33 protein-coding genes are annotated in these 20212 nt (G+C 38.9%); all 33 read right to left on the bottom strand.

All coding sequences use genetic code 11. From position 1 onward, the window contains the following. Positions 1 to 195 precede the first annotated feature (195 nt). Positions 196 to 576 carry a 50S ribosomal protein L17 gene (rplQ, locus tag D0S48_RS13300; RefSeq protein ID WP_144541014.1) on the bottom strand — a complete coding sequence of 127 codons (381 nt, stop codon included), beginning with the start codon at positions 574 to 576 and terminating at the stop codon, positions 196 to 198. 53 nt (positions 577 to 629) lie between these two features. Beyond that, entirely contained in the window at positions 630 to 1574 is a 945-nt protein-coding gene (locus D0S48_RS13295; RefSeq protein WP_144541012.1) for a DNA-directed RNA polymerase subunit alpha, read from the bottom strand. A 136-nt stretch (positions 1575 to 1710) separates the two neighbouring features. Further along, complete coding sequence (gene rpsK, locus D0S48_RS13290; protein WP_053591340.1) at positions 1711 to 2100, bottom strand: 30S ribosomal protein S11; 390 nt, start codon at positions 2098 to 2100, stop codon at positions 1711 to 1713. A 25-nt stretch (positions 2101 to 2125) separates the two neighbouring features. Continuing rightward, positions 2126 to 2491 (bottom strand): 30S ribosomal protein S13, encoded by a 366-nt coding sequence (rpsM, locus tag D0S48_RS13285; RefSeq protein WP_090567879.1) that lies wholly within the window; start codon positions 2489 to 2491, stop codon positions 2126 to 2128. 23 nt (positions 2492 to 2514) lie between these two features. Continuing rightward, on the bottom strand, positions 2515 to 2628 hold the full coding sequence (rpmJ, locus tag D0S48_RS13280) for a 50S ribosomal protein L36 (RefSeq protein WP_003247619.1): 114 nt from the start codon (positions 2626 to 2628) through the stop codon (positions 2515 to 2517). A 37-nt stretch (positions 2629 to 2665) separates the two neighbouring features. Next, the gene (gene infA / locus D0S48_RS13275) at positions 2666 to 2884 is read right to left on the bottom strand and encodes a translation initiation factor IF-1 (RefSeq protein ID WP_016429904.1); all 219 of its coding nucleotides are present in this window, start codon (positions 2882 to 2884) and stop codon (positions 2666 to 2668) included. A gap of 454 nt (positions 2885 to 3338) precedes the next feature. Next, positions 3339 to 3992 carry an adenylate kinase gene (locus tag D0S48_RS13270; RefSeq protein WP_151112052.1) on the bottom strand — a complete coding sequence of 218 codons (654 nt, stop codon included), beginning with the start codon at positions 3990 to 3992 and terminating at the stop codon, positions 3339 to 3341. Between the two features lie 65 nt (positions 3993 to 4057). Then, positions 4058 to 5350, bottom strand: a complete 1293-nt coding sequence (secY, locus tag D0S48_RS13265) for a preprotein translocase subunit SecY (protein ID WP_144541008.1) — start codon at positions 5348 to 5350, stop codon at positions 4058 to 4060. Then, positions 5350 to 5790, bottom strand: coding sequence for a 50S ribosomal protein L15 (rplO, locus tag D0S48_RS13260; RefSeq protein WP_144541006.1), 441 nt, complete (start codon positions 5788 to 5790; stop codon positions 5350 to 5352). Before rplO ends, secY begins: the two co-directional genes overlap by 1 nt. Before the next feature lie 32 nt (positions 5791 to 5822). Continuing rightward, a complete protein-coding gene (gene rpmD / locus D0S48_RS13255) occupies positions 5823 to 6005 on the bottom strand; it encodes a 50S ribosomal protein L30 (protein WP_144541003.1) in 183 nt (60 codons plus the stop codon). Positions 6006 to 6019: 14 nt separating this feature from the next. Further along, positions 6020 to 6520 carry a 30S ribosomal protein S5 gene (rpsE, locus tag D0S48_RS13250; RefSeq protein WP_144541001.1) on the bottom strand — a complete coding sequence of 167 codons (501 nt, stop codon included), beginning with the start codon at positions 6518 to 6520 and terminating at the stop codon, positions 6020 to 6022. A gap of 21 nt (positions 6521 to 6541) precedes the next feature. After that, positions 6542 to 6901, bottom strand: coding sequence for a 50S ribosomal protein L18 (rplR, locus tag D0S48_RS13245; RefSeq protein ID WP_144540999.1), 360 nt, complete (start codon positions 6899 to 6901; stop codon positions 6542 to 6544). Between the two features lie 30 nt (positions 6902 to 6931). Beyond that, complete coding sequence (gene rplF / locus D0S48_RS13240) at positions 6932 to 7471, bottom strand: 50S ribosomal protein L6 (protein ID WP_144540997.1); 540 nt, start codon at positions 7469 to 7471, stop codon at positions 6932 to 6934. 30 nt (positions 7472 to 7501) lie between these two features. Next, a complete protein-coding gene (rpsH, locus tag D0S48_RS13235) occupies positions 7502 to 7900 on the bottom strand; it encodes a 30S ribosomal protein S8 (RefSeq protein ID WP_144540995.1) in 399 nt (132 codons plus the stop codon). A gap of 30 nt (positions 7901 to 7930) precedes the next feature. After that, the gene (rpsN, locus tag D0S48_RS13230) at positions 7931 to 8116 is read right to left on the bottom strand and encodes a 30S ribosomal protein S14 (RefSeq protein ID WP_053591330.1); all 186 of its coding nucleotides are present in this window, start codon (positions 8114 to 8116) and stop codon (positions 7931 to 7933) included. Positions 8117 to 8134: 18 nt separating this feature from the next. Next, positions 8135 to 8674, bottom strand: coding sequence for a 50S ribosomal protein L5 (gene rplE, locus D0S48_RS13225; protein ID WP_144540993.1), 540 nt, complete (start codon positions 8672 to 8674; stop codon positions 8135 to 8137). A gap of 23 nt (positions 8675 to 8697) precedes the next feature. Further along, positions 8698 to 9006 (bottom strand): 50S ribosomal protein L24, encoded by a 309-nt coding sequence (gene rplX / locus D0S48_RS13220; RefSeq protein ID WP_144540991.1) that lies wholly within the window; start codon positions 9004 to 9006, stop codon positions 8698 to 8700. Positions 9007 to 9043: 37 nt separating this feature from the next. Beyond that, a complete protein-coding gene (gene rplN / locus D0S48_RS13215) occupies positions 9044 to 9412 on the bottom strand; it encodes a 50S ribosomal protein L14 (RefSeq protein ID WP_053591327.1) in 369 nt (122 codons plus the stop codon). A gap of 44 nt (positions 9413 to 9456) precedes the next feature. Next, positions 9457 to 9720, bottom strand: coding sequence for a 30S ribosomal protein S17 (gene rpsQ / locus D0S48_RS13210; RefSeq protein WP_144540989.1), 264 nt, complete (start codon positions 9718 to 9720; stop codon positions 9457 to 9459). A gap of 18 nt (positions 9721 to 9738) precedes the next feature. Then, complete coding sequence (gene rpmC, locus D0S48_RS13205) at positions 9739 to 9939, bottom strand: 50S ribosomal protein L29 (protein WP_053591325.1); 201 nt, start codon at positions 9937 to 9939, stop codon at positions 9739 to 9741. Next, on the bottom strand, positions 9929 to 10363 hold the full coding sequence (rplP, locus tag D0S48_RS13200; protein ID WP_144540987.1) for a 50S ribosomal protein L16: 435 nt from the start codon (positions 10361 to 10363) through the stop codon (positions 9929 to 9931). The genes rpmC and rplP overlap by 11 nt, the downstream gene beginning before the upstream one ends. A 1-nt stretch (position 10364) precedes the next feature. Then, positions 10365 to 11021 (bottom strand): 30S ribosomal protein S3, encoded by a 657-nt coding sequence (gene rpsC, locus D0S48_RS13195; RefSeq protein WP_144540985.1) that lies wholly within the window; start codon positions 11019 to 11021, stop codon positions 10365 to 10367. 3 nt (positions 11022 to 11024) lie between these two features. Beyond that, on the bottom strand, positions 11025 to 11369 hold the full coding sequence (gene rplV / locus D0S48_RS13190) for a 50S ribosomal protein L22 (protein WP_144540983.1): 345 nt from the start codon (positions 11367 to 11369) through the stop codon (positions 11025 to 11027). A gap of 20 nt (positions 11370 to 11389) precedes the next feature. Then, the gene (gene rpsS, locus D0S48_RS13185; protein ID WP_090567829.1) at positions 11390 to 11668 is read right to left on the bottom strand and encodes a 30S ribosomal protein S19; all 279 of its coding nucleotides are present in this window, start codon (positions 11666 to 11668) and stop codon (positions 11390 to 11392) included. Between the two features lie 60 nt (positions 11669 to 11728). Further along, complete coding sequence (rplB, locus tag D0S48_RS13180) at positions 11729 to 12559, bottom strand: 50S ribosomal protein L2 (protein WP_144540982.1); 831 nt, start codon at positions 12557 to 12559, stop codon at positions 11729 to 11731. A gap of 41 nt (positions 12560 to 12600) precedes the next feature. Next, a complete protein-coding gene (gene rplW, locus D0S48_RS13175) occupies positions 12601 to 12885 on the bottom strand; it encodes a 50S ribosomal protein L23 (protein WP_144540980.1) in 285 nt (94 codons plus the stop codon). Further along, positions 12885 to 13508, bottom strand: coding sequence for a 50S ribosomal protein L4 (rplD, locus tag D0S48_RS13170; protein ID WP_144540978.1), 624 nt, complete (start codon positions 13506 to 13508; stop codon positions 12885 to 12887). Before rplD ends, rplW begins: the two co-directional genes overlap by 1 nt. A 26-nt stretch (positions 13509 to 13534) precedes the next feature. Beyond that, a complete protein-coding gene (gene rplC, locus D0S48_RS13165; RefSeq protein WP_144540976.1) occupies positions 13535 to 14164 on the bottom strand; it encodes a 50S ribosomal protein L3 in 630 nt (209 codons plus the stop codon). Positions 14165 to 14209: 45 nt separating this feature from the next. Continuing rightward, entirely contained in the window at positions 14210 to 14518 is a 309-nt protein-coding gene (rpsJ, locus tag D0S48_RS13160) for a 30S ribosomal protein S10 (RefSeq protein ID WP_042478628.1), read from the bottom strand. A 393-nt stretch (positions 14519 to 14911) separates the two neighbouring features. Further along, entirely contained in the window at positions 14912 to 16228 is a 1317-nt protein-coding gene (locus tag D0S48_RS13155; RefSeq protein ID WP_151112050.1) for a Na+/H+ antiporter family protein, read from the bottom strand. 118 nt (positions 16229 to 16346) lie between these two features. After that, entirely contained in the window at positions 16347 to 18335 is a 1989-nt protein-coding gene (locus tag D0S48_RS13150) for an FtsX-like permease family protein (protein WP_144540972.1), read from the bottom strand. Then, a complete protein-coding gene (locus tag D0S48_RS13145; protein WP_144540970.1) occupies positions 18325 to 19086 on the bottom strand; it encodes an ABC transporter ATP-binding protein in 762 nt (253 codons plus the stop codon). Before D0S48_RS13145 ends, D0S48_RS13150 begins: the two co-directional genes overlap by 11 nt. 99 nt (positions 19087 to 19185) lie before the next feature. Continuing rightward, complete coding sequence (locus D0S48_RS13140) at positions 19186 to 20211, bottom strand: sensor histidine kinase (protein ID WP_144540968.1); 1026 nt, start codon at positions 20209 to 20211, stop codon at positions 19186 to 19188. Between the last annotated feature and the right edge of the window lies 1 nt (position 20212).

The raw sequence follows: 20212 nt of genomic DNA, 5'->3' as shown, positions 1-20212 counted from the left end.
CTCAAGACCAGTCAGAAAATGAGGTGCGTAGAGCTAGACGAGACGCTACTAATGAAAGTCCGCTCATCATAACACTCAGCTTTTATAATGTCGTATAAATCTGTTTGAAAAAAGAAGAGGGTGGTAGCAACACCAACATCCCTCTTCAGCTTTGAATTTTAACTTAGCAATCGAATAAACGACTGATCCATTAAATTAAACTAACTCAATTACTACAACTGGTGCTCCGTCTCCGCGACGAGGTCCAACTTTCATAATACGAGTATAACCGCCTTGACGATCTGCATAACGTGGTGCTACATCATCAAACAATTTTTGCAAAGCAAAAGTTGTTGATTCTTCGCCTTCTTCATCAGTAGTAGTAACTACTTCACGACGAATGTATGCAGCTGCTTGACGACGAGCGTGCAAGTCTCCGCGTTTACCTAAAGTGATCATTTTTTCAACAACAGAACGTAATTCTTTTGCACGTGCTTCAGTTGTTTGAAGACGCTCATGAATAATTAGGTCAGTTGTTAAGTCACGTAACATCGCCTTACGTTGAGAACTTGTACGTCCAAGTTTTCTGTAACCCATGGATGTTTCCCTCCTTTGGTGAATAGTTCATATCTAGCTATATCAAAAATCGCTTAGTCTTCTTTACGTAATCCTAAGCCAAGCTCATCTAACTTAGCTCTTACTTCTTCTAAAGATTTACGTCCAAGGTTTCTTACTTTCATCATATCGTCTTCTGACTTGCTAGCAAGTTCAAGTACTGTATTAATACCTGCACGCTTCAAGCAGTTATAAGAACGAACAGAAAGATCAAGTTCTTCAATAGTCATCTCTAAAACTTTTTCTTTTTGATCTTCTTCTTTTTCGACCATGATTTCCGCAGTTTGTGCCTCATCTGTCATCCCTACAAAAATGTTCAAGTGCTCTGTTAGTATTTTTGCTCCAAGCGAAATCGCCTCTTTTGGACCGGTGCTGCCATCTGTCCACACATCAAGAGTTAATTTATCGTAGTTAGACATTTGTCCAACACGAGTGTTTTCCACTTGAAAATTAACGCGTGAAACTGGAGTATAAATAGAGTCGATCGGGATTACGCCGATAGGAAGATCCTCACGTTTGTTTTGATCAGCAGGAGTGTAGCCACGGCCTCGCCCTGCGTACATACGCATACGGAAATGACCATTTTTGCCGATTGTAGCAATATAAAGCTCCGGATTTAAAATCTCCACGTCACTGTCATGAGTAATGTCAGCTGCTGTAATAGTTCCTTCTCCTTTTACATCTATCTCTATGACTTTTTCTTCATCAGAGTAGATTTTAAGAGCTAGTTTTTTCACATTCATAATAATAGATGCTACATCTTCCACTACGCCTTCAATAGTTGAAAACTCGTGTAAAACGCCATCAATTTGAATAGAAGTAACTGCGGCTCCTGGTAAAGAAGACAGAAGGATACGACGTAAAGAATTGCCCAAAGTATTTCCATAGCCACGTTCAAGCGGTTCTACAACAAATTTACCAAACTTGGCATTTTCGCTGATTTCTACACTTTCAATCTTTGGTTTTTCAATTTCGATCATTCCAATTTACCCTCCCTCAAAACATCGAATGTATAGGTTCTTTCCATCATGAATTCGATCGTTTAACTGATTGCTGTGTTGCACAACCTCAGTCTGTACAATAAATGATGTTCTCAAACATATTGAGGATCACCTATTAAACGCGACGACGTTTTGGTGGACGGCAACCATTATGTGGTACTGGTGTTACGTCTTTAATTGCTGTAACTTCTAGACCTGCAGCTTGAAGTGCGCGGATTGCCGCTTCACGACCAGCACCAGGACCTTTAACAGTTACTTCTAAAGTTTTTAAACCATGTTCCATTGAAGTTTTAGCAGCAGTTTCAGCAGCCATTTGTGCAGCGAATGGAGTAGATTTACGAGAACCTCTGAATCCAAGAGCTCCAGCACTTGACCAAGAAAGTGCGTTACCTTGCATGTCTGTTATAGTCACAATAGTGTTGTTAAATGTTGAGCGAATGTGAGCAATACCGGATTCGATATTCTTTTTCACACGACGCTTACGTGTTTGTTGTTTACGTGCCATGTTAAGAAGAAACCTCCTTTACCGATTATTTTTTCTTGTTAGCTACTGTTTTACGTGGACCTTTACGAGTACGTGCATTGTTCTTCGTATTTTGTCCGCGTACTGGTAAGCCGCGACGATGACGGATTCCTCGGAATGAACCGATTTCCATCAGACGTTTAATGTTTAGTGATACTTCACGACGAAGGTCACCTTCTACTTTGTATACACCGATTTGTTCACGGATTTTGTTTAGCTCGTCTTCAGTAAGATCACGAACGCGAGTCTCTTCAGAGATACCAGCTTCCGCTAATACTTTTTGTGACGTAGTTTTACCAATTCCGAAAATGTATGTTAATGCAATAACAACGCGTTTATCGCGTGGAATGTCAACACCAGCAATACGTGCCATATGTGTCGTGCACCTCCTTCTTATTATCCTTGTCTTTGTTTGTGTTTAGGATTTTCACAGATTACCATTACTTTACCGCGTCGGCGAATTACTTTACATTTTTCGCAGATCGGCTTCACAGATGGTCTCACTTTCATCTAACCCAACCTCCTTAGTAGTCCGGAGTGCAAAAGATTATTTAAAACGGTACGTGATACGACCGCGAGTTAAATCGTAAGGAGAAAGTTCAATTGTGACTTTATCTCCAGGTAAAATGCGGATAAAGTGCATACGAATTTTACCCGATACATGCGCAAGTATCGTATGACCGTTTTCTAATTCTACCTTAAACATCGCGTTTGGCAAAGTCTCAACAACTGTTCCTTCGACTTCAATTACATCATCTTTCGCCATCAACCCTGTCTCCCTTCTATATACAAATCAGGTTCTCATCAATATTCAAACGTAATTTGCTGTAGTATAGCCTCAAAATGAACGAAACTATTCGTTTTAAGCATATGTTTGGAAATCATGAGAGATGTTCGAAAGACACTCGTAAGGTTTCGTTTTAACGCAATCCACCGAGTAGACTGACTGGTAGAAACCTGTCTCCCTCATGTCAACATGTTCGTACGAATGTGTTGGATGAGTTCCATAGTACCCGTTCGATTAATGCTTTCCACGAAACCCATTATACCCTTTCAGAAATCAAAATGCACGTGGACTAGGGGGTCCTCGCTGTTAACACATTTCAAGTTCATCCAGTTCGTATACCGGGCGCAATATGCTTTTGCAGCTCTCGAAAAAAACGTTTACGTTCTTTGCATACTACCCGGATATTCAGTCGTCTGCGACGGGCACCGGGCTCTTAGATGCGGTTGCCCTGTAACAGAGCATCGATGTCAGCGAAGACTACTTTAATATCTTGCTGGCCATCTAAATTACTTAAAACACCTTTGTTCTGATAAAAATCAAGCAAAGGTTGTGTTTGCTTCATATTTACTTCCAGACGGTTTGTCACCGTTTCGGGATTATCGTCCGCACGCTGATAAAGCTCTCCTCCATCTTTGTCACAAACACCATCTTTAGCAGGTGGGTTGAAAACAAGATGATAAGCAGTGCCGCACTCTTTACAAATACGACGACCTGTTAGACGTTTAATCAATTCTTCTTGTTCTACTTGAATATTAAGCACATGCTCAATAGATTTCCCTAGATCCGAAAGTAAAGCATCTAAAGCTTCAGCTTGAGGAACTGTACGTGGGAAACCATCTAATAGGAATCCTTGATCGCAATCTGGTTTACTTAATCTTTCACGAACAATACCAATCGTAACTTCATCGGGTACTAATGCACCATGATCCATAAACGATTTTGCTTTTAAACCAAGCTCCGTGCCTTCTTTAATAGCTGCACGAAACATGTCGCCTGTAGAAATATGAGGGATTGCGTACTTCTCAACAATTTTATCTGCTTGTGTACCTTTACCGGCACCAGGCAGACCCATTAAAACGATATTCATACGGAAATGCCCCCCAGGACTATTTGTTGATTTTTAGGAACTCTAACCGTTCCTAAAAACCGACATTATTTCATAAAGCCTTTATAGTGACGTTTAACTAATTGCGATTCTAATTGTTTCATTGTTTCAAGGGCTACCCCAACAATGATTAGCAGACTTGTTCCGCCAATTTGTATAGATTGTGGTAAACCAGCAAACTTTACAAATAATAATGGCATAATAGAGATTACTGCTAAGAAAATAGCACCTACAAATGTTAAACGGTATAAGACGCTTGTTAAGTAATTTTGTGTGTTTATCCCCGGACGGATACCTGGAATATACGCACCTTGCTTTTTCAAGTTGTCTGCTACATTTTCCGGGTTCACCTGAATGAACGCATAGAAATATGTAAAGGCAGCTATCAAAGCAACATAAATGATCATACCTACTGGCTGAGTGTAATCTAACATATTTCTAATAAATTCTGTCGTTTTGTTCTCACCAAAGAACAAAATGATAGACTGCGGAGCCATAAGGAACGCAGATGCAAAGATTACTGGGATAACTCCCGCAGCATTAACTTTTAAAGGTAAATGTGTTTGTTGACCTCCAGTTTGAGAAGAGCCAGCAACACGTTTTGCATATTGAATAGGAATTTTACGCAACGCTTGTTGAACGTAAATAACTCCTACTGTAACAGCAATGATTGCCAATAAAAGCAAGATAATAATCACGATGTTGATGAATAAAGCATCACCAGCATCTTGAATTTGTTGAGCATACAATTGGTTTATACCGTTTGGAATAGCTGCAACAATCCCTGCGAAGATAATCACAGAAATACCATTACCAACGCCTTTAGAGGTGATTTGCTCACCTAACCACATTAAGAATGCAGTACCTGCAGTTAATACGATTGCGATGGTTAAGTAGGTCATGATTCCTTCATCTTTTATCAAAGAACCGCTATACATTTGGTTAAAACCATATGACATAGCAATCGCTTGTATAAAAGCTAAAACAATTGTGAAGTAACGAGTAAATTGAGCAAGCTTCCGTCTTCCGACTTCACCTTGTTTTGCCCACTCTGTAAACTTCGGAACAACGTCCATTTGTAACAACTGAACGATGATTGATGCTGTAATATATGGCATGATACCCATTGCTAAAATAGAGAAGTTAGCAAGTGCTCCACCACCAAATGTATTTAAGAAACCAATTAAACCTAATTCATCGGTTTGCTTTAACGCATCTGCATTAACGTGAGGTACTGGAACAAATGTCCCAATACGAAACACGATTAGCATCAATAAGGTAAAAATGATTTTATTTCGAATATCTCTCACACGCATAAAGTTGGAGATTGTCTGAAACATTAAACCACCTCAGTTTGTCCGCCAGCATTCTCGATTGCTTCTTTTGCTGTCGCAGAGAATTTGTGAGCTTTTACTGATAGTTTCTTCTCAAGAGTTCCATTACCTAAGATCTTAATACCAGATTTTTCACTACTCACAACACCTGTTTCAATTAATAGAGCAGGTGTAACTTCTGTGCCTTCTTCGAAACGATTTAATGTGTCAAGGTTCACAATTGCATATTCTTTACGGTTGATGTTAGTAAATCCACGTTTTGGTAAACGACGGAATAAAGGGTTTTGACCCCCTTCAAATCCTGGACGTACTCCTCCGCCTGAACGAGAATTCTGACCTTTATGACCTCTACCTGCAGTTTTACCGTTACCAGAACCGATACCACGACCTACGCGGTTACGTGTAGAGCGAGATCCTTCTGCTGGTTTTAACTCATGAAGTTTCATATGGTGGCACCTCCTTATTCTTAAAATAAACCTTAAATTTCTTTCAAAGTTACTAAGTGAGCTACTTTGCCAACCATTCCGCGGATAGCGGCGTTGTCTTGGTGCTCAACTGTTTGATGAAGTTTACGTAATCCAAGAGCTTCTGCTGTTTTGCGTTGATTTGGTTTTGCACCAATCAAGCTTTTAGTAAGGGTGATTTCTAATTTAGTTGCCATTGTAATTTCCCCCCTTATCCTAACAGTTCTTCTACTGATTTACCACGTAATTTAGCAACGTCCTCAGCACGTTTTAGTTGATTTAAACCTTGTACTGTAGCACGAACCATGTTAATTGGTGTGTTAGATCCAAGTGATTTCGAAAGAATATCAGTAATACCAGCTAATTCAAGAACCGCACGAACCGGTCCTCCAGCGATAACTCCAGTACCTGGTGCTGCTGGTTTAACTAGAATAGATCCAGCTCCAAAGCGACCAATTACTTGGTGAGGAGTAGTTCCGCCAACTCTTGGTACTTCAATTAGGTTTTTCTTCGCATCTTCAACTGCTTTACGGATAGCATCTGGAACCTCTTGAGCTTTCCCAGTACCAAATCCTACATGTCCGTTTTTGTCTCCAACTACTACTAATGCAGTAAAACGGAAACGACGTCCACCTTTTACAACTTTAGCAACACGATTAATTGTTACTACGCGTTCTTCAAGTTCAAGTTTGTTTGGGTCAATACCACGCATGAAATATGTCCCTCCTTCTTCTTAAAATTCTAAGCCGTTTTCACGTGCAGCTTCAGCTAACGCTTTAACACGTCCATGATATAAGTAACCGCCACGGTCGAATACAACAGATTTAATGTTCTTTTCAGTAGCGCGTTTAGCGATTGTTTCTCCGATCAATTTAGCAGCTTCAACGTTTCCAGCTGTGCCATTGAAATCTTTGTCCATAGTTGATGCACTTACGATTGTTACACCTTGTGCATCATCAATAAGTTGAGCGTATAAGTGTTTATTAGAACGGAATACATTTAAACGAGGACGTTCAGTAGTACCCGTGATTTTTGTACGAACACGTGCATGACGTTTCTTACGAACTTGATTTTTGTCTTGTTTCGTAATCACAGTAGTCACTCCTTTCTAATGCGCAATGCATTATTTACCTGTTTTACCTTCTTTGCGGCGTACAACTTCACCTTCATAGCGAATACCTTTACCTTTATAAGGCTCAGGTGGGCGAACTTGACGGATGTTAGATGCTAATGCACCAACGCGTTCTTTGTTAATACCGCGAACGATAACTTTTGTATTAGAAGGAACTTCAACTTCAAGTCCATCTTCAGGAGTGAATTCAACTGGATGAGAGTACCCTACGTTAAGTACAAGTTTCTTACCTTGTAATTGTGCACGGTAACCAACCCCAACTAATTCAAGTCCACGTGCAAATCCTTCAGAAACACCAGTAATCATGTTTGCTAATAAAGCACGAGTTGTGCCATGGATTGTACGGTGTTCTTTAGAATCTGAAGGACGAACTAAAGTAATAACATTACCTTCTTGTTCAATCTTGATATCTTGGTTAAAAGAATTTGTTAATTCACCTTTTGGTCCTTTAACGACTACTGAGTTATCAGCGCTAACTGTAACAGTAACGTTAGCAGGAACCTCTATTGGTTTTTTACCTACTCGAGACATTTTGTTGCACCTCCATTCGTTTGTTGATTATTACCAAACGTAAGCTACGATTTCTCCGCCAACTTGTTTAGCGCGAGCTTCTTTATCTGTTAATAAACCATTTGAAGTAGAAACTAAAGCAATTCCTAAACCGTTCAATACTTTAGGCACTTCGTTTGTTTTAGCGTAAACGCGTAGACCAGGTTTTGAAATACGTTTCAAACCAGTGATAACGCGCTCGTCGTTTTGACCATATTTTAAGAAGATACGGATGATTCCTTGTTTGCTATCTTCTACATATTCAACGTCACGGATGAAACCTTCGCGTTTTAAAATTTCAGCGATTTCCTTTTTCAAGTTTGAAGCAGGAATTTCTAATTTCTCGTGACGAACCATGTTAGCATTACGAATGCGTGTTAGCATATCTGCAATTGGATCTGACATTGTCATTACATTTACCTCCTTCCCAGTTATAGGGGATTACCAGCTTGCTTTTTTAACGCCAGGAATTTGTCCCTTGTATGCAAGTTCACGGAAACAAATACGGCAAAGCTTAAATTTACGATATACAGAGTGCGGACGTCCACAACGCTCACAGCGTGTGTATTCTTGCACTTTGAACTTTGGCGTACGTTGTTGTTTAACGATCATTGATTTTTTAGCCACGTTTTCGCCTCCCTTATTTTACTTTTGGAATGGCATACCGAACTGTGTTAATAACTCACGAGCTTCTTCGTCAGAGTTCGCAGTTGTTACAATTACGATGTCCATACCGCGTACTTTCGAAACTTTATCATAATCGATTTCAGGGAAGATTAATTGCTCTTTTACTCCTAAAGTGTAGTTACCGCGACCGTCAAATGCTTTTTTAGAAACACCACGGAAGTCACGTACACGTGGAAGAGAGATAGAGATTAATTTATCCAAAAAGTCATACATACGCTCTCCGCGTAATGTAACTTTTGCACCGATTGGCATACCTTCACGTAGACGGAATCCAGCGATCGATTTTTTAGCTTTCGTAACTACAGGTTTTTGACCTGAAATAATTTGTAATTCTTCAACAGCAGCATCAAGTGCTTTTGTATTAGATACAGCATCACCCACACCCATGTTGATAACAATTTTATCAACTTTAGGAACTTGCATTACTGAACTATATTCAAACTTGCTCATTAGAGCAGGAGAAACTTCCTTAAGATACTTTTCTTTTAGGCGGTTCATGTGTGTACCTCCTTTCTCTTTACTTATTTAATAATTTCACCAGATTTTTTCGCAACACGAACTTTTTTGCCATCTTCTACTTTATAACCTACGCGAGTCGGCTCGCCAGTTTTTGGGTCGATTAACATAACATTCGATACGTGAATTGCAGCCTCACGGCTCTCAATTCCTCCTTGCGGATTAGCTTGGTTTGGCTTCATGTGTTTTTTGATGATGTTGACACCTTCAACTAAAACACGGTCTTTCTTCGGATAAGCTGTAAGGATAACGCCTGTTTTCCCTTTGTCTTTACCCGAGATCACCATTACTTTGTCGCCTTTTTTAACATGCATTCTTGTCGCACCTCCTTGATTGGCACTTTCATGATAATTAAAGAACTTCTGGAGCTAAAGATACGATTTTCATGAAGTTGCTGTCACGTAGTTCACGCGCAACAGGTCCGAAAATACGAGTTCCACGCGGTCCTTTATCGTCTTTGATAATAACGCATGCATTCTCATCAAATTTGATATAAGTTCCGTCTTTACGGCGTACGCCGCTTTTAGTGCGAACGATAACTGCTTTAACTACGTCACCCTTCTTGACAACGCCACCTGGTGTTGCTTTCTTAACTGTACATACGACGATATCGCCGATATTAGCAGTCTTACGTCCAGTACCACCAAGTACTTTTATTGTTAAAACTTCACGTGCACCTGAGTTGTCTGCAACTTTCATACGAGTTTCTTGTTGGATCACTTAGGTTACCTCCCTCCGGAATTAATTATTTCCGAAATTTATTATTAGATAATAACCGCTTTTTCTACAACTTCCAGTAAACGGAAACGTTTTGTAGCTGATAGCGGACGAGTTTCCATGATACGGACGATATCGCCGATTTGGGCTTCGTTTTGCTCATCATGAGCCTTAAATTTCTTAGAATATTTTACACGCTTACCGTATAATTTGTGTTTTTTATGAGTCTCAACTAAAACAGTAATAGTTTTTTCCATTTTGTCAGAAACTACACGGCCAGTGTATACTTTGCGTTGATTACGCTCAGTCATGCCTGAAAACCTCCTTTATCAGTTGTTTGCACTGATTTCTCTTTCGCGAATCACAGTTTTCATACGTGCAATCGCCTTACGAACTTCACGAATGCGAGCTGTGTTTTCTAATTGACCAGTCGCCAATTGGAAGCGAAGGTTGAAAAGCTCTTCTTTCAGTGATTTTACCTTTTGTTCAATTTCTGCAGTAGTAAGTTCACGGATGTCATTAGCTTTCATTAGATTCACCACCAATTTCTTGACGTTTAACTATCTTACATTTAATAGGAAGCTTATGAGAAGCTAAGCGTAAAGCTTCGCGAGCTACCTCTTCAGATACGCCAGCAATTTCAAACATAATTTTCCCTGGTTTAACTACAGCTACCCAACCTTCAGGAGCACCTTTACCGGATCCCATACGAACCTCTAGAGGCTTTTTCGTATAAGGTTTATGTGGGAAGATTTTAATCCATACTTTACCGCCACGTTTCATGTAACGTGTCATTGCAATACGAGCTGATTCAATTTGACGACTTGTAATCCAGCTAGCTTCAGTTGCTTGTAAACCAAACTCACCGAATGCTATTTCTTTACCGCCTTTTGCTTCACCACGCATTTTCCCACGGTGTTCGCGACGATATTTAACGCGTTTAGGCATTAACATATTATTTGCCTCCTTCCTCAGAGTTCTTCTTAACTGGAAGGACTTCACCACGATAGATCCATACTTTAACGCCTAACTTACCGTAAGTAGTGTCAGCTTCAGCATGTGCATAATCGATATCTGCACGTAATGTATGAAGTGGTACAGTTCCTTCGCTGTAATGTTCAGCACGCGCAATGTCAGCGCCGCCTAAGCGTCCAGATACTTGAGTTTTAATACCTTTAGCGCCAGCACGCATTGTACGTTGAATTGCTTGTTTTTGAGCACGACGGAAAGATACGCGGCCTTCTAATTGGCGTGCAATACTTTCAGCTACTAATTTAGCATCAAGGTCAGCTCTTTTAATTTCTACGATGTTGATGTGTACACGCTTGCCAGTGATATCGTTCAGGTGTTTACGAAGTGCTTCGACTTCAGTACCACCTTTACCGATTACCATTCCTGGTTTCGCAGTGTGAATAGTGATGTTAACACGTTTAGCAGCACGTTCGATTTCTACAGTAGAAACTGAAGCATCTTTTAAACGAGTTTCAATATACTTACGAATTTTTAAATCTTCATGAAGTAAGTTTGCATAGTCTTTACCAGCGTACCATTTTGACTCCCAGTCACGAATGATCCCAACTCGCATTCCTATTGGATGAACTTTTTGACCCACGAATTATCCCTCCTTCTTCTCAGATACCACTACAGTAATGTGGCTTGTACGTTTGTTGATAGCACTTGCACGACCCATCGCACGTGGACGGAAACGTTTTAATGTTGGACCTTCATCAACAAATACTTCAGAAACAACTAGGTTGTTAATATCTAAATCATAATTGTGCTCAGCGTTTGCAATAGCAGATTTTAATACTTTCTCAACAACAGGAGATGCTGCTTTAGGAGTAAGTTGTAAAATTGCAACTGCTTCACCGACTTGCTTACCTCTGATTAAATCAACGACTAATCTTACCTTACGAGGAGCAATGCGCACTGTTTTAGCAATAGCTTTTGCTTGTGACATTTGAATGACCTCCTCTCAAATTAGCGTCTTGTTTTCTTATCATCTGCACCATGACTTTTATAAGCGCGTGTTGGTGCAAACTCGCCTAGTTTATGACCTACCATATCTTCAGTCACGTATACCGGTACATGTTTACGTCCGTCATATACTGCGATTGTTAATCCGATAAAAGTAGGGAAAATTGTTGAACGGCGAGACCAAGTCTTAATCACTTGTTTTTTCTCAGAGTCCTTTTGTGCATCGACCTTTTTCAATAAATGATCGTCTGCGAAAGGTCCTTTTTTCAAGCTACGACCCATGCTGAAACCTCCCTCTGTGATTGCACCACGGCTCGTTCTTTGAACCGTAGTAAAACCACTTTATTTTTTACGACGACGAATAATAAGTTTGTCGGATTTGTTTTTCTTGCTACGAGTTTTGTATCCAAGAGTTGGTTTACCCCATGGAGACATTGGAGACTTACGTCCGATTGGAGTACGTCCTTCACCACCACCGTGTGGATGGTCGTTAGGGTTCATTACAGATCCACGTACAGTTGGGCGTTTACCTAACCAACGATTACGACCTGCTTTACCGATGTTTACAAGTTCATGTTGTTCATTTCCTACTTCACCAACAGTAGCGCGGCAAACACCTAGGATTAAACGAACTTCACCAGATTGTAAACGTACGATAACGTACTTACCTTCTTTACCTAATAATTGAGCAGATGTACCAGCAGAACGAACTAACTGACCACCTTTACCAGGTTTCATTTCGATGTTATGGATAGTAGTACCCATTGGAATGTTTTGCAATGGAAGTGCGTTACCTACTTTAATATCAGCTTCTGGACCTGACACGATTGTCATTCCAACTTCTAAGCCTTTAGGAGCTAGGATATAACGTTTTTCCCCATCAGCATAATTTAGTAATGCGATGTTTGCAGAACGGTTTGGATCATATTCAATAGTAGCAACACGTGCTGGAATACCGTCTTTGTTTCGTTTGAAATCAATTACGCGGTATTGGCGTTTGTGTCCACCACCATGATGACGAACAGTAATTTTACCTTGATTGTTACGGCCGCCTTTACGCTTAACAGGAGCAAGAAGTGATTTCTCAGGCTTGTTCGTTGTGATTTCAGCGTAGTCAAGTGAAGTCATGTTACGACGTCCGTTTGTCGTTGGTTTATACTTTCTAATCGCCATTTTATTCCCTCCTTCTTGATTATTAATTCCTTGTTAAAGGATTAAATTTCGAATAACTCGATTTCTTTGCTGTCTGTAGTTAATGTAACAATCGCTTTACGACGTTTGTTAGTATAACCGCCAAATTTACCTACGCGTTTGAATTTACCTTTGTAGTTCATGATGTTAACTTTTTCAACATCTACTCCAAAGATTTCTTCAACTGCATATTTAACTTGTGTTTTGTTAGCGCGAGTGTCCACTTCGAAAGTGTACTTTTTATCTGCCATTACTTCAGAAGAACGCTCGGTAATGACCGGACGTTTAATAATATCACGTGCTTCCATTAACCAAGCACCTCCTCTACTTTTTCTACTGCAGCTTTAGTCATCACTAATTTATCGTGACCAACTAAATCTAATACGTTAATGCCTGTTGCAGACACAACTGTGATTCCAGGGATGTTACGAGCAGCTAATGCTACGTTTTCATCTAAATCAGCAGTTACTACTAACGCTTTTTTATTGATTGAAAGGTTAGATAACACTTTCACAAATTCTTTTGTTTTTGGAGCATCAAATGCTAACCCTTCAAGTACTACGATGCTTTCTTCACGCACTTTAGATGAAAGAGCTGAAAGAAGAGCTAAACGACGTACTTTCTTAGGTAATTTATAGCTATAGCTACGTGGAACTGGACCAAATACAGTACCACCGCCACGCCATTGTGGAGAGCGGATCGAACCTTGACGAGCACGACCTGTTCCTTTTTGCTTCCATGGTTTACGACCACCACCAGCTACTTCAGAACGATTTTTCACTTTGTGATTACCTTGACGAAGTGAAGCACGTTGAGAAATGATAGCTTCAAATAGCACAGATTCGTTTGGTTCAATTCCGAAAACTTTGTCGTTTAACTCGATTTCCCCAACAGAAGATCCTGCTTGATTGAATAAAGATACTTTTGTCATTCCTGTTTCCTCCTTTCTTCAGAGAATTATTTCGATTTAATAGCAGCCTTAACAACTACTAATGATTTACGAGAACCAGGAACATTACCTTTTACTAATAATAGGTTACGTTCAGCATCCACTCTTACGATTTGTAAGTTTTGGATTGTTACTGTGTGTCCACCCATTTGACCAGGTAATTTCTTTTGTTTGAATACACGGTTCGGAGCAACTGGCCCCATTGAACCTGGACGACGGTGATAACGAGATCCATGGGCCATTGGTCCACGAGATTGTCCGTGGCGTTTAATAACACCTTGGAAACCTTTACCTTTAGTAATACCTGTTACATCAATTACATCGCCTTCTGCAAAACTTTCTACGTTGACTTCTTGACCAACCTCGTAATTAGCTGTATCCAAGCCGCGGAATTCGCGGATGAAGCGCTTAGGAGCGGTGCTAGCTTTAGCTACGTGTCCTTTAGCAGGTTTGTTAGAAAGCTTTTCGCGCTTATCTTCAAAACCTAACTGAATCGCTTCGTAACCGTCTGTTTCTGCAGTTTTCTTTTGAAGCACTACGTTTGGAGTAGCTTCAATAACTGTTACAGGGATTAAGTCACCGTTCTCAGCAAATACTTGCGTCATACCGATTTTTCTACCTAAGATTCCTTTGGTCATCCGTCACACCTCCTATAATAATTAGTTGTTTTTTATCTTTTACCATTAAAGTTTGATTTCAATATCAACGCCAGATGGTAAATCAAGCTTCATTAACGCATCAACAGTTTGTGGTGTTGGGTTAACGATATCGATAAGACGTTTATGCGTACGCATTTCGAATTGCTCACGAGAATCTTTATACTTATGAACAGCACGAAGAATCGTATACACAGATCTTTCAGTCGGAAGTGGAATCGGACCCGATACACTTGCACCTGAACGTTTAGCAGTTTCTACAATTTTCTCAGCAGATTGATCCAGGATTCTGTGATCATACGCTTTTAAACGAATACGAATTTTTTGTTTTGCCATTATTTTCCCTCCTTTTCGCCTATTTTCTAGACATTCTCCACGAAAATTTTCCGTACACTCGCCATGGCAAAGCGGCCGGGTGTGTCGGTAACCTCTCGTTTCATCGCAGTCAAAGACCAACATTCAACATTATATACAATAAAAAAAGAATATGCAAGTCTTTTTCTTGAATTCTTTTTATATGCTTCAACTATTTATATATTCATTTAAACTATGCGTTTTTTTAGCCGTTTTCTAGTATATAAAATTCTTATTTAAATTACAAATGAAATGAATGGTAGCAATTCCTCGGATAAGAAAAGTGATTGCTCTATTGTATCCCTCGATAATTATTGGGAAATGTCATCTATTATCTTGCCCTATATAAAAAGAGCCCCAGAGGAGCTCTTTCTCTTATAGTACATATACTACTGCAAGCCAGCCAAAAATGATTAACGGTATATTGTAGCAAATGAATGTCGGTACTACTGTATCCCAAATATGATTATGTTGTCCGTCAACGCTTAAACCAGCTGTTGGTCCAAGTGTGGAATCAGATGCCGGCGAACCCGCATCCCCCAATGCACCTGCAGTCCCTATTAAAGCTATAGTAGCTAAGGGGCTTAATCCTAACTCTAATGCTAAAGGAACAAAGATCGCTGCGATTATTGGAATGGTGGCAAAGGAAGAGCCAATTCCCAAAGTTACGATTAAACCAATTACTAACATAATTAACACAGCCAAGCTGACATTACCCTTTAATAATTCTGCAGATGCCTCTACTAAACTTTCTACATGACCAGTTGAACTGATGACAGCAGCAAATCCGTTTGCTGTAATCATAACAAACCCTACGAATGCCATCATACGCATACCTTCTGTTAATAGCTGGTCAGCTTCCTTCCATTTTAAAGCACCTGTTACATAAAGTATTGTGATTCCAGCTAGAGCCCCTGCTATCATTGAGTCGGTTGCGATTTGTGCATACAAAGCCGCAATCAACGAAATAATTGTGAAGAACACGCTGCTTTTTTTAACGTTTAGTTGTAATCCTTCTACTTTAACTTCTTCTTGACGGTATTGTCTTGGCTTTCTATATAAAACAAACGCCATAACAAGCCCTACAACCATTCCTAAGGCTGGTACTGCCATCGCGCGAGGAATATCCTCTAAAGCAACTGTAAGACCAGATAGCTCCATCTGTGTTGCCACAATTTGTTGATAAATCGCTCCGAACCCATATGGTAAGAACATATAAGGGGTAATTAACCCAAATGCCAAAATACATGCAATCAATCTACGATCTATTTGGAGCATATTTAATACTTTTAAAATAGGTGGAACTAATAATGGAATAAATGCGATATGAATCGGTATTAAGTTCTGCGAGAAAATAGCCATCATCAATAGCAATAAGAATACTAATACCTTAGCTAAACCTGTCTTTTGGGAATCCCCTTCCCTTCTGACAACCTTGAGAATTGCCGCCACTAATAACTCTGGTATGCCTGTCTTCGATATGGCAACCGCAAAGCCTCCTAAGAGCCCGTAGCTAAGCGCTATTGTTGCTCCTGCACCTAATCCTCCAGTAAACGCTTCTATCGTTTCTGTGACCGATAAGCCAGCTGTAAGCCCACCTACCAATGCACCTATGATTAATGAGAACACTACATTTATACGAAGTAAACTCAGAATTAACATAACAGCAACTGCTATCAATACTGCATTCATTTAAAACACTCACTTTCACACACTAGATTGCTAATATGATAGAAGTTTATAGTTAATCCATTTAAAAGTCAATAAGAAAAACTCTTTGTTGTAAAACAAAGAGTTTTCTGTATACAGACTATAGTGATTCATTGACTACTTTTTTATAGTATCCGACCGTAAGGACAGCAAATACAGAGTAAAGAATAATATAGACTCCCATCGTTATGAGTAAAGGAGCTACTAGTTCTGTACCAAATAACATCCAGCCCGATTTAACAGCAAAATAGCTATGCGCTAAACCAATGATTAATGGAAATCCAAAGTTGAATAATTGCTTTCGATAGATTCCTCTCATTAGTTCATTTGTTGTAAATCCGATTTTACGAAGAATGGTATAAGATTCTCTTTCTTCATCGGCCTCCGACATTTGTTTGAAGTATAAAATACTACCTGTAGTCACTAGGAAGGCTAATCCAAGAAAACCTGTAATAAATATAACTAGACCAAACATATCTAGCGTAGAAGAGCGATACATTTCCTGCGAGTCAACCTGAAAGTGTTCACTGTAACCATCACTATTTGCTGCTTCATTATAACCGTCATTCGTAGTAGACTCGTAAATATACTGTGCTTCTTTTTGATTGGAGGAATCTTTTATATTAATGCCTACTTGTTTTTCCCAAATAGTATTTTGACCAATTATACTATCCTTAGCGAGCTGTTCAAACTGCTGATCCGTTACTATAAAAGATACTCCTGCACCCGTAAGTTTATAAACAAGAGGTGACTCTTCCTTGACTTCTTTTATATGTAAAGAGATATCACCTTCAGAAGTCGTTATGCTTACCGGTTTATCACTCTCTATCTTTACAATTTCAGACATCATACTACTATAGCCACTCACATAGCCCTCACCCTCCTCCAAAGAAAGCTGTGGCCACATTTTTTGTGCATCACTAAGTTTCAGCAGTTGATAGAATCCTTTGGTATTCATCTCCATACCAGCTGGAATGCCTGCTTCGTAGAGCTCAGCAGTCTCCACTTCTGCATTCAGTAGATCGATTTCGGTTTTATTATAACTAATTCCCTTGTTATCTAGTTCCTCTAAAAATGCTTCACCATGTTCATTTAACAATATAAAATCAAAAGGAACATTCCGTTCTGCCATAGAACCTGCAGAATAGTAGGAGATATAAGATAAACAAAGTATTGCTAAAGCAGTTGCCGATATAACAGTAATTGTCGTTAAGGACATCGCATTTGCTTTCATTCTGTGCATGATTGGTGTTAATGAAAGAACATCTTCAATTGATAAATGTCCTTTTTTTCGCTTTCTTGCTAAGTTCATAAGAAATGCAACTGAAAAACGGAAGACTAAGAATGTACCAAAAATGGTCGAACCTAAGATCGATAGCATTTTAATTAGTAGCATATTTGCGTTCTCCGAATATACCTCAAACAAGGAGGTAGATAAGTAGTAACCATATCCAATCATTAATAATCCTAAAAGTCCAAGGAACATTTGGAAACCACTAAATTTCTTTATTTTCTCCTCTGCAATAGCAGTAGAATGGAAAAGCGTTATTAAAGAAACTCTTCTAATAGTAAACGTCGTTTGTATCAGGACTACTATGAGCAACACTAAAAATACTAAAACTGTCATTTGTAAAGCCTCTACTGAAAAGGTAAGGTCTACTAAAACATCCTTTTCCAGCACCTTCAATAAAATCATTGCAAATATCCGAGACGTTAGGAATCCAATGATTACCCCTAAACTAAGAGCACCAATCCAAAGTATTGTGTTTTCCAATGCTAACAATCTTGTTACTAAACTTTTCGACATACCAATAAGCTGATATAAACCTATTTCCTTACTTCTTCTCTTCATAAATAAGCGATTAGCATATAAAACAAAGAAAACAACTACAAATAACAACAAGTAAGAAGCGGCCTTTAAACCTGCAGTAACTTTAACGCCTACCGATATTTCCACTATGCTTGGATTATATTGAAGCGTGACGAAAGAAAAATAAAGTGTGACACTAAAGATTAAAGCAAAGAAGTATAAGTAGTAATGCTTAATATTCTTTTTCATACTACGGAAAACTAGCTGACTAAGCGTCATAACCATCACCACCAAGCACACCTTGCGTATTCATAATCTCCTGAAAGAACTGTCCGCGATTATTTTCCCCTTTGTATAGTTCTGTATATAGCTGGCCATCCTTTAAAAACAATACACGCGAGCAAAAACTTGCTGCCACCGGATCATGTGTTACCATCATAATAGTAACTTTCTTATCCTTATTAATTTTTTCCATGTTAGTAAGTAATGCGCTTGCTGCTTTAGAATCTAGTGCCCCTGTAGGTTCATCCGCAAATACAATGGTTGGATTCCCAATTAAAGCTCTTCCCGCAGAAGTTCTTTGTTTTTGCCCCCCTGAAATCTCATTTGGATACTTATGAATAATATCTTCTATTCCTAGAGTCCTTATAATTTCTTGAAAACGATCTTCAGCCTCTTTTTTCGTTACCTTACTAATCGATAAAGGGAGCAGAATATTTTCTTTTACAGTTAGCGTATCCAATAAATTATAATCTTGAAAAATGAAACCTAATTGTTCTCTTCTAAAATTAGATAACTGTTTTTCCTTCATTCTACGCAAGTTATTTCCTGCTATTTCAATAACCCCTTCTGTCGCTTGATCTATAGAAGCTAGTACATTAAGAAGCGTAGTTTTTCCAGAACCGGATGGTCCCATTATTCCTACAAACTCACCTTCTTGAACCTCTAAATCAATTCCCTTTAAAACTTCCTGCGCTGTAGATTTTTTTCCATATACTTTTTTTATTTTACGACCGCTTAATATGATCATGGATTTTCCTCCTATACCTTATTAACCTTATTTTAAAATGTTTTCTTCCTTTAATCGTTCGATTAACATGACGAATAAATAAAGTAGATGACAATTTTGTCACCTACCTAAGATGTTGGACATTTCATTTTTCAAGGGAAATTGAAGTATAAAGGAAGTTCCTTCATTAACCTTAGATTGAACACTAATTTTTATACCTAGTTTGTCTGCAGCATTTTTGGCTAGGTATAGCCCCATTCCTGTTGAGGCATTCGTTTCACGTCCCGTTGTACCTGTGAAGGCCCTGTTAAATATTCGTGGTAAATCCGCTTGTCTAATACCACTACCAAAATCTTGAATTGTTAGAAGTTGATGACCGACTGAATCTTTACGTAAAAACAATTGAATAATGCTGTTTTCTTTACTGTACTTAACACCATTTGATATTATTTGTCTTAGTATAAATGCCAACCACTTTTGATCAGTTAGGACAGTTTTTTGAAGATCATCTATGTCAAAACCAATATTCTTTTGAATACACCATCCCTGCAGTTCTTTTATCTCCTGATAAACTACCTTTTTTAAGTTTACCTGCTCAATAATATAATCCTTTTCCAATGAGGATAGTCTCGTGTGATGCAGCTGCTGATCTAGCAATAGATGAATTCTAAGCCATTCTAATTCTAGCTTTCTTTGCATTTTAGAATCCTCTAAGGAGTCAATCATTAGCTTCATACTTGTTAATGGAGTTTTCACTTCATGAATCCATGAAACAATTTGGTCATCTTCCTCTAGGTGTTTAACCTTTAAATCGTTTAGTTCGTCTATTCCTATCCTAAAGCAATCCTCTAATACCTCAGTTACTTTCTTTTCAAAGCTAGAACTGCCTTCTGGAAACACTTCTTGGAGTCGATCAAAACTTGATTCCACTCCCAGGTTCTCTTGTAGACTTTTTATATACTGTGTTTCTTTTCTAAATCGCCATACTAGAAACAATAAAAAAGCAATTGCATTTATCATATTTATATAAAGTAAGGAGACATCCTTAAAGGCAACATCAAGGGTTAATATAATGTTCAACCAAACCTGGAGGGTAAGAAAGAATATTATCCACGATATTCTTTCTTTGAGAAATGTCAGCAACATG

This window comes from Psychrobacillus sp. AK 1817, assembly GCF_008807035.1.
GTDB classification, from domain to species: Bacteria; Bacillota; Bacilli; order Bacillales_A; family Planococcaceae; genus Psychrobacillus; species Psychrobacillus faecigallinarum.
Note: the sequence above shows the minus strand (reverse complement) of the source record. Positions and strands in the feature narration are given on the sequence as shown.